At 70.1% G+C, this 8,833-nt stretch carries 8 protein-coding genes; 3 read left to right on the top strand and 5 right to left on the bottom strand.

The window, feature by feature from the left end; translation table 11 throughout:
- Positions 1–137: 137 nt before the first annotated feature.
- Positions 138–2,120, bottom strand: a complete 1,983-nt coding sequence (locus ACFXMF_RS44880) for a LodA/GoxA family CTQ-dependent oxidase (protein WP_380018051.1) — start codon at positions 2,118–2,120, stop codon at positions 138–140.
- 877 nt (positions 2,121–2,997) lie between these two features.
- Between ACFXMF_RS44880 and ACFXMF_RS44875 the strand changes: the two genes are divergently transcribed.
- Positions 2,998–3,591, top strand: coding sequence for a helix-turn-helix domain-containing protein (locus tag ACFXMF_RS44875; protein WP_379992388.1), 594 nt, complete (start codon positions 2,998–3,000; stop codon positions 3,589–3,591).
- Positions 3,592–3,896: 305 nt separating this feature from the next.
- Entirely contained in the window at positions 3,897–4,091 is a 195-nt protein-coding gene (locus ACFXMF_RS44870; RefSeq protein ID WP_360318985.1) for a hypothetical protein, read from the top strand.
- 64 nt (positions 4,092–4,155) lie between these two features.
- Here the strand turns inward: ACFXMF_RS44870 and ACFXMF_RS44865 are convergent, their stop codons facing one another.
- From ACFXMF_RS44865 to ACFXMF_RS44855, 3 genes are all read right to left on the bottom strand, one after another.
- Positions 4,156–4,530 (bottom strand): VOC family protein, encoded by a 375-nt coding sequence (locus ACFXMF_RS44865; RefSeq protein WP_379992390.1) that lies wholly within the window; start codon positions 4,528–4,530, stop codon positions 4,156–4,158.
- Between the two features lie 54 nt (positions 4,531–4,584).
- The gene (locus ACFXMF_RS44860; protein WP_360318983.1) at positions 4,585–5,397 is read right to left on the bottom strand and encodes an SAM-dependent methyltransferase; all 813 of its coding nucleotides are present in this window, start codon (positions 5,395–5,397) and stop codon (positions 4,585–4,587) included.
- 176 nt (positions 5,398–5,573) lie between these two features.
- On the bottom strand, positions 5,574–6,272 hold the full coding sequence (locus ACFXMF_RS44855; protein WP_379992387.1) for a TetR/AcrR family transcriptional regulator: 699 nt from the start codon (positions 6,270–6,272) through the stop codon (positions 5,574–5,576).
- A gap of 79 nt (positions 6,273–6,351) precedes the next feature.
- Between ACFXMF_RS44855 and ACFXMF_RS44850 the strand changes: the two genes are divergently transcribed.
- Entirely contained in the window at positions 6,352–7,752 is a 1,401-nt protein-coding gene (locus ACFXMF_RS44850; RefSeq protein WP_360318979.1) for an MDR family MFS transporter, read from the top strand.
- Positions 7,753–7,936: 184 nt separating this feature from the next.
- Here ACFXMF_RS44850 and ACFXMF_RS44845 read toward each other — a convergent pair.
- On the bottom strand, positions 7,937–8,833 hold an 897-nt coding region (locus ACFXMF_RS44845), incomplete at its 5' end, for a hypothetical protein (RefSeq protein ID WP_380021201.1).

Raw genomic sequence — 8,833 nt, 5'->3', positions numbered from 1 at the left:
TCTCGGGCGGGGGGGGTGGGGGGGGGGGGGGGGGGCCCCGCGCGGCGGGGGGGGGCCCCCCCCCCCGGGGCCGCCGCCGCCCACCCCCCGTTGGTCGGGGGGGGGGGGGGGCCCCGCCCGACCGGTGTGGTCCACCGTCACGAAGGATCCTCGGGGCGGCCGGTGCCGTTGGCGGCGTCCTCCCCGAACGGGTCGAGCTTGTCGATGTAGCCGACGGTGATGTTCTCGGGGGCGATGTCGATGTCCTCGGCGAGGGCGGACAACGCCGCGCCCCAGGCGACCTGGTCGGCGGCGGTCTGCGGGACGTGCAGGGTGACCAGGTTCCGGTCGTCCGGCACCCCTTCGAGGGCGAAGCCGGGCACGGACTCGACCTGGACGTACGGCGGGTACTTGTTGTCGCCGACGGTGTAGCGGCGGGTCTCCACCACGCCGAAGTGGTGCCACTCCGCGGCGGCCTGCTTCAACTGCTCCTTGTAGGTGCCGCTCAGACCACGCAGCCAGGAGGCCCGGTTGGCGAACGCCGCTTCGCGCTCGTCCTCCGAGGGCGTCGACCCGCCCTCCTTGTTGACGACCCGGAAGTCGCGCTCGGCCAGCACGTGGTTGGGTACCCGGGCGGGCCAGAAGGTCGGCAGGTGCGGGTCGTACCGGGGGCCCAGGCCGAGGGTGGACTCGTAGCCGGAGCGGCAGCTCGCGGTGTCCGTCTGCCACGGGATGGCCATCCACCGGGTCAGACCACCCGGGCCCTGGGCGTGCAGCGGGCCGTCGGCGCCCAGTGCCCGCTCGGGAGTGAGCTCGGCGCCGTAGTCGGGCTCCACCTGCCCCTCGGCGCGGTGCAGGATGCGGAACGGTTCGGCGAACATCGTCGCGTGCCGAATCGGCCAGGTGACCTCGCAGCCGGGGTGGAAGGCGTCGGCTAGGCAGAAGTCGAGGGCCGCCCGGTCCAACAGCCCGGGCTGATCGGCGACGGGTGCCTTCTCCAGGTGGCGCGGGAAGCCGCTCCGGGCGGTGCCGACGAAATCGCCGTCGGACCACTTGAGCAGCATGTCCATCTGGAGGTCGGACAGAGTCATGTACTGCAGCGGCGACTTGGGCCGGCTGGACATGCCGTCGCCGTAGAACCACGGCCAGGTCATCGGCGCCAGGCCGTCCCGCTGGTAGTCGCGCATCGCGGTGTACACCTGGCGGCGCAGCTCGCGGTAGGTGTTGCCGGGCTTGGAGAGGCGCCGCTGCATCTCGGCGGTGGTGAAGTCCTGCGGACCGGCGTAACCGAAGTGGGTGGCGAAGCCCTTGTTGACCCACTGCAGGGTGCTGAAGCGTTCCAGGAGGGGCTCGATGTGCTGTTCGAAGGACACCGGAGTCGGGCGGGGCAGTTGGCCGTTGCCGACGAAGACGTCCAGGAGCAGGTCGTAGACGGTGCGCACGGTCTTGACGTCCGGTGCGTAGTTGGGCGGGCCCACCACGACCCAGGCGGGTTCGACGTCGATGGGGTGGCCGTTCAGGGTGACCGCGGCGGTGACCGGGCCGTCCGAGATGTCGTCGTACCAGCCGTCGTTGTTGCCGAACGAGTGCAGTTCCTCGTTGTTCTTGGCGGCGGAGTGGCCGGAGCCGCCGAGCACCACGAGCCGGCCGTGCTCGTCGGTGTGCATCCGGCCCAGCGGGACGGGGATGTCCTGGAACGTGCCGCCGGTGAACTCCACGCTCTGGCCGGTTCCGGCGCGCAGGGTCTTGCGGCCGGGATCGATGACGAGGCGGCCGCGGTCGATGCCCTTGTTGCGCCGGGGCGTGCTGTGGCCCTGCATGTCGGGGATGTCGAGGGCGAGGCTGAACTCGTACCAGGCGGCCTTTTGGTTCGCGACGTGCACGCCCCACTCGATCGTGATTCCGGCGTCGGCGGCCGTCAGTTCGCGTACGACGTGGCCAGCCCTGTCGTAGCCGTAGAGGCGGAAGCGGGCCGCTTGGCGCTTGAAGGCGCCGGTGGCGTCCTTGAGCGAGCCGACCGGCATCGGGTCCGGGTCCGGTGTCTCGGGGCCGTAGTACCAGCCGTCGTCACGGGTGCTGTTGCCCACCCGGGCCACTCCGATCGCGGGGTGGATCTTCGCGTAGGCGATGTCGTTGCTCATGGGGGTTGCGGGTTCCTTCCGAGACGGCGAAGGTCGCGGGGTCGGCGCGCCGCGCCGGCGGGCGGCCGGGGGACCGGGCGACGGGGTGGGGGGACCGGGCCGCATGCGGCAGCCGGCGGGCCGGGAGGGCGCCCACGGCCGGCCGGGAGAGCGCGGCACGTCCTTCAGGTTGACCGATCGACTGCGGTCCATCCCTTTCCGGGCAAGGCAGTTCGTGTACTTCACCCGGATGGCGCGCGCCCGCTGTTTCGGTGGCCGACCGTGCGATCCGACGGTCCGACCGGTCCGGTCGAGTATTCGAAAAGCCGCCCGTCAGACGGTCGTACGGCTACGCGGTACGGCTCGCAGGCGCACCGGCGTGTCGTGGGCACGCCGCCATCGGCGCCGCCCCGCGCTTCCCCGTCCGTCGCCGCCCACCGGAGCCCACCCGGGCACTCACTGCCCTTCGCGGCCATTCCGCCGCCGACGCACGCCCGGCGCTCCGGGGACTCCGACAAACAGGGCCGCGCGGAACGCTGGTTGGCGCCCCGGCAGGCGTCGGAGGAGCCCGGGTCGTCGCCGACTCCCTGAATGCCGGATCTGCGGGGCGACTCCGCGCCGCGGTTCGCGGACGCGCTTGGTGCCGGGTCGGTCGCTCCGGCACTGCGACCGGCCGTGGCCACGTACGTGATCCGGATCCGCCGGACGGTGTCGGCCGCCCGGCTCCGCTCTCCCGCCCCGGCGACGGATGCCGTGCGTGCCGACGATCGCCGCTGCCACGAGCCGTCCTCCGGGCGGTTTCCTGCCGGCCGGTCCCGCGTCGTCTTCACCTCCCCATCGCTGCGGCGTTTGCGGTATCGGCAACTTTCGTTGCCCTCCTCGGCGATGGTTGGATTGAATGCGACGCATGGACGAGTCCTCACCCGTCGCCGACACACTGGCAGGGGTCGGCCCGCGACTTCGCCGCATCCGCACCGAGCGTGGCCTGACCTTGTCTGCACTGGCCGAGGCGACAGGGATCTCCATCAGCACCCTGTCCAGGCTGGAATCCGGCCGACGCCGCGCGAGCCTGGAAATCCTCCTGCCGATCGCGCACGCCCACCGGTTGCCGCTGGACGAGCTCGTCGGAACCCCGGAGTCGGGCAGGCCCCGGATCAACACCAGGCCACGTATGCACAACGGCAGGGCCCGATTTCCGCTGACCGACCGCCCGAGCCCCCTACAGGCGTGGAAGCTGGTCATCCCGGGCACCCAGAACCGGCCCGAGCCGTGCACGCACGAGGGACACGTGTGGCTGTACGTCCTGTCCGGACGGGTACGGCTCGTCCTGGGCGGCCTCGGACTGGTGCTGGAGCCGGGCGACGCCGTCGAGTTCGACACCGGTGTGCCCCACTGGTTCGGTCCTGTCGGTGGCTCGGCCGTGGAGGTCCTCGGCCTCTCGGGCAGCCGGGGCGAGCGCGTGCACGTCCGCACGGGGCCCCGGTCCGGTTGAACACCGCACCCACCGGCCGAACCCGCCGCCCACCCGGCCGGGCTCGCGCGTACCTCGGCGCCCGCACAGGCGTACCTCGTCGGTGAGTTGCGGAAGCCCGAGGCCGGGCCCGGAGGAGTGACGGCGGGCCCGGAGGGACCCCGGCCCTCCATGTTCACCACACGCCGGGGCCCCGGACACACCCAGCCGCCGAGGAGAACGACAACTCCCCTACGGGAAGCCCGAGTTGCGACAGGCGTCCCCTCGGCCTTCCCTTCGTACCCCACACGGCATGATGGCGGGCACGGTTACCCGAAGGAGGCACGATGGATGGTCGTTCGAGGCGCCGTCGTCTCGCCGGTTTCGTCATGATGATCGCGGCGTTCGTACCGGTCGGATGCACGAACGATGACACGGACCGGGGCCGCGATGTGGACGAACCCACGATCGGCGCCAACCTCTACTACTACGACGGCCCCTCGCCGGGATTCGCGACACCGATCCCCGCAACCCGACGCTGAACACACGGCGGCCTCGGCACCCGCGCCATCACCGCAGACGCGACCCCGGTAGTTGCCTCTCCTGTCAGTCCCGGACGAGACAGAACGGGTGCCCTGCCGGATCCGCGAAGATGCGCCAACTCCGCTTCCCGTCCCCCTCATCGAGCAGTGAGGCGCCCAGATTCAGGACGTCTTCCTGAGCTCGATCCAGGTCCTTGACACCCAGGTCGAGGTGGAACTGCTGGGGCCGAGCGGGATCCGGCCACCCTGGTGGCTGATGGTCTTCCACCCCCTGGAAGGCCAGTACGAGCCCGTCGGTATGGAGTGTCGCCCAGTCGTCACCGAGCGACCACCGCGGATCCGGCTGGTTCACCACCCCGCCGAGAAGCGACTGGTAGAAGCGGGACAGCTCGACGACATCGGCACAGTCCAACACCACACACTGCAGCTTGGCGATCACGAAGGGCAGCGTCTCACGACGCCTGATCACGATCTACAGCCGGAGTCTGGAGTATCAGATCTTTTTGGCCATTCCGCCCGAGATCAGGATGTGGGAGGTTTCCAGGTCCCTCGGGGCGATGGGAGCGGAGGGGCGCCACAGGGCCGTGGAAACGACGCCCGGGTCGACCATTTCCATGCCGTGGAAATAGTGCTCGATCTCGTCCTGCGTCCTGAATCTTCCGCTGCCCAGGCTTTCCTGCATGACGGCCTCCAGGCGGTCGATGCGTTCGTCTCCCGGGCGTCGGAGGAAATGGGACAGGAAGAGGTGACTGCCCGGCGCCATCAGGGACTTGTACTGATCGACCAGTTCGTCCGGGTGTTCCTCGTCCCCGAGGTGGTGCACGACGGAGAGCATCAACCAGGCCACGGGCCGGGTGAGGTCGATGAGCAGTTCGAACCCCGGTGCGGACAGGATGTCTTCCGGCGACCTGAAGTCGGCCTGCACGATCGCGGTCCTGGGATGATCCGCCAAAATGGCCCGCCCGTGGGCGAGAACGATCGGATCGTGATCGACATACACGACCGAACATCGCGGGTCGACCGCGTGCGCCACCTGGTGCGTGTTGTCGGCAGTGGGCAACCCGGAACCCAGGTCCACGAATTGCGTGATGCCGATCCCGGCCAGGTACCGTACGCCCCTCGCCAGGAACTCGCGGTGGATCGGGGCCGTGCGCCTGGTGTCCGGGGCAATGGCGTAGAGACGATCCCCGACCTCCCGATCGGAGGCGAAGTTGTCCTTTCCGCCCAGTAAATAGTCGTAGACCCGAGCCACACTCGGAACCGCTACGTCGATGACGGGCCCCGCCGATTCTTCCTCGCCGGCCATGACGTCTCCCCCAGGGTGATCGAATGAAATTCGCGTCCGTGAAGTACCGAAGAATGCCCACCAAGTGCCGTCGCGACTTTATCGGATGATCGTTCGACGACGCCGAATCCACGCGAGGCTCCCCACGGCCCTCGCCCCGAGATCGGGCGCCCGGTCCTGCGGAACCGCCGATTCCCTTACGACAACTTCGACTTCCTGAACGTTTCAGCCGATCCCGATCCCGATCCCGTGGGCAGGCGTGGAGCATGGGCGCGCAGGAAGATGCGTACGCCGCCCGTCACCAACCGGTCGATCTCGGCGTCGTCGAGCCGTACCGCCCCGTACCAGGAACGGTGGTTGACGCGACCGGTGACCAACAGGCCCAGGAACTCGGCGGCCTCGTCCGCGTCGGGGATGTCGAGGAGGCCCTGTTCGCCGAGTTCGGCCAGGCGGGCGGCCAGGGCACGCTGGACGGGGCGCTCCTCGGGTGACGGCCGCAGCAGCGCCGGGAAGTGGGACGCCTCGGCGATCATCAGCCGTAGCACGGCGGCGCGTTCGGCGGAGCGGGCGATCTCGGTCGCGAATGCCCGGCCGAAGTCGGTGAGCGCGGTCTCCAGATCCGCCGTCCGCACAACGGGCTGCCCCAGGGTCCGGTCCAGTAGTTCCCGGAAGGACTCGGCCTGCGCGGCTTGGGTCTCCTCCACGGCGGACAGGAACAGCCGCTCCTTGTCGCCGTAGTAGTCGTAGATGGTGCGCTTGGAGACGCCCGCCGTCCGCGCGATGGCATCGACGCTCGCGCGTGCATAGCCCTCGCGTACGAAGATCTCGAGTGCCGCTCGCACGATGGCGGAACGCTTGGCGGGCGACCCCTGGCGGAGGGTCGAGGTGTCGGGCACGAACGGCTTCCTTCCTGCACGGCTGTTACTACACCATACAGTGTAGTCTCACTACACTATACGGTGTAGTGTCGTGAGTATGACGAACACGACGACCGGCACACCGGCCTCCGACCGCCTCGATCCCGCCGTACTGAAGCTCGGAGCGGTCATCGTGATCGGATCCATCACCGCGATGTTGGACATGACGATGGTCACGGTCGCCCTCGCCGACCTCACCCGCACGTTCGGCGCCTCGGTGACCACGGTCCAGTGGGTCGGCACCGCCTACCTGTTGGCCATCGCAACGGTCATCCCGGCGACCGGCCGGCTCGCCGAACGTTTCGGCATCCGAGCCATGTGGATGTTCTCGCTCGGCGCCTTCCTCGCCGGTTCGGTTCTGTGCGGGGCCGCCTGGTCGATGGCAAGCCTGATCACGTTCCGGGTCCTGCAAGGCATCGGCGGCGGCATGATCGTGCCGCTGGGCATGACGATCCTGGCGCAGGCGGCTCGGCCCGAGCAGCGCGGACGGGTCATGGGCATCGTGGCCGTGCCCGGACAGATCGCTCCGATCGCGGGACCGATGATCGGCGGCCTGCTCGTCGGCACCGTCGGCTGGCGCTGGATCTTCTACGTGAACGTGCCGATCTGCCTGGCCGCGCTCCTTCTCGCCCGGCGTGGCATCCCCGCCGGCGCGCCACACCGGCAGGGCGGAGGCCGGCTGGACACGATCGGCCTGGCACTGCTCTCCCCCGCCCTGGCCCTGATCGTCTACGGGTTGTCCGCACGTACGGCACGGCTGCCGCTGCTGGTCACGGGTGCGGCTCTGCTCATCGCGTTCATCGTCCACGCGCTGCGCAGGCAGACCGCCGCCCCGCTGCTGGATCCACGGCTGTTCACTCACCGGCCGTTCGCCGCCGCATCGGCGTTGAACTTTCTCTCCCGGTTGTCGATCTTCGGCGTGATGATCCTGCTGCCGCTGTACTACCAGCAGGTCCGCGGCCACAGCCCGCTGACCACCGGCCTGCTCCTCGCGCCACAGAGCCTCGGCACGATGCTGGCCCTGCCCTACGTCGGAAAGCTCACCGACCGAATCGGCGCGCGCCCCGTCGTCCTCACCGGAATCGCCATCACCGCGCTGGGCACACTCGCCTTCACCCGGGTGGGCGCGCACACCGGCGACGCGGCCCTGGGTGTGTCCCTGCTCGTGTTCGGCATCGGGGTCGCGGCCGTCGCCGTGCCGGTGTCGGCCGCCGCCTACGACGGACTGCCGCCCACCGCCATCCCCGGCGCGACGAGCGCCATCACCACGGTGCAGACCATCGGCGCGTCATTCGGCGCAGCCGTGCTCGCCGCGATCCTGCAGAGCCGAGAAGCCCACCATGTCGACGCACCGGCACACGCCTTCGCGGACACGTTCCGATGGGTCCTGGCCGCCACCCTGCTGACCCTGATCCCGGCCCTACTCCTCCCCCTCCGACACAAGGCGAAGCCCCACTGATCCGCCACACCCCTCACAGCCGCCCGGCCCCCGCCGGAGCGACGGCCCGTCGGACCCACCTCCACGACCGGCCGAACGCGAGCGTGAACCCGAAGTCGGCACCTACCCACGCCGACTTCGACCGGCGGATGGTTTCCCTGCGGCTGCGCCGCCCGCGGCATCGTGGCCACGGGGTTCCGTCCAGTCATGGCGAGATGCCGAGTTCCGCGAGCCGGAGCCGACCGTATTCGCGCAGGAACAGTCCACGGCAGTCAGTGGTCGACATGGCATGCACCAGGACGCGTTGGTACTCCGCCCAGTCTCCGTCGAGCGTGCCGAGTCGCATGACCGTACCCGCGATGATATCGGCGAAGTACGGGAAACGACCGTGGTCCTCGGCGACCATCCGGGCCATCCGCCATAACAGGGCCCGCAGTTCACCCTCGTCCACGCCGCATTCGGCGAGGGCGGCGATGCCCTCGTGCAGTCGGCCTAGCACCTCGCCGTAGGCGCGCCGCGAGCGCCACTCCCCCTGCGGATTCACGTACTCGCGTTCCACCCGCGCGACCAGGCGCCGCACCACCGGTCCGAGCAGCGGTTGTTCGACGAGCAGCAGCGCGGCGGCCAGCGAACCCGTGTCGGCACGATCGATCGCCGTGCCGACCCCGGACGTCTCCCGACCGTCGTCCTCGGCCAACTGTTCGGCGGCCTGCCGCAGCGCGAGGAATCCGTCCCAGGTCGCCGTCAGGTCGTCCCACAACTCCCAGTCCCACCGGCCCCACTCGGCCCAGGCCGGCGCGTCCCGCGCCAGTTCGGGACGATTCACCGGGCCGCCGGCCTCGAAAAGAATCGGCTCCTCCGGGATCGGCGACCGGTCCCGGCCGGACGGGCGGCCGGTAGCCGAAAGCCACCCCACGCCTGGATCGGCCGGCCCACCCACCGGGTCGGCCCACGACACCGAGCCGGCCGGCGGCACCGAGGACGCCGCCCTGCGCGCGACCCCGAGTACGTACTCGGCACGCTCCAGGTTCGACGCGTCGGCCCCGACCGCGTCGTCGAGTTCCCGCAACGTGCCGAGCATCTCCTCCCACGACCACTCGCG

Source organism: Embleya sp. NPDC059213, from assembly GCF_042754445.1.
In the GTDB taxonomy this organism is placed as follows: Bacteria; Actinomycetota; Actinomycetes; order Streptomycetales; family Streptomycetaceae; genus Embleya.
The sequence above is the reverse complement of the archived record's forward strand: the minus strand, read 5'-3'. Positions and strand labels throughout refer to the sequence as shown.

What these genes read in the sequence shown, in the direction of transcription:
- ACFXMF_RS44880 (WP_380018051.1), bottom strand. Translation starts at nt 2,120, where the DNA reads ATGAGCAACGACATCGCCTACGCGAAGATCCACCCCGCGATCGGAGTG.
- ACFXMF_RS44875 (WP_379992388.1), top strand. Translation starts at nt 2,998, where the DNA reads ATGCGACGCATGGACGAGTCCTCACCCGTCGCCGACACACTGGCAGGG.
- ACFXMF_RS44870 (WP_360318985.1), top strand. Translation starts at nt 3,897, where the DNA reads ATGGATGGTCGTTCGAGGCGCCGTCGTCTCGCCGGTTTCGTCATGATG.
- ACFXMF_RS44860 (WP_360318983.1), bottom strand. Translation starts at nt 5,397, where the DNA reads ATGGCCGGCGAGGAAGAATCGGCGGGGCCCGTCATCGACGTAGCGGTT.
- ACFXMF_RS44850 (WP_360318979.1), top strand. Translation starts at nt 6,352, where the DNA reads ATGACGAACACGACGACCGGCACACCGGCCTCCGACCGCCTCGATCCC.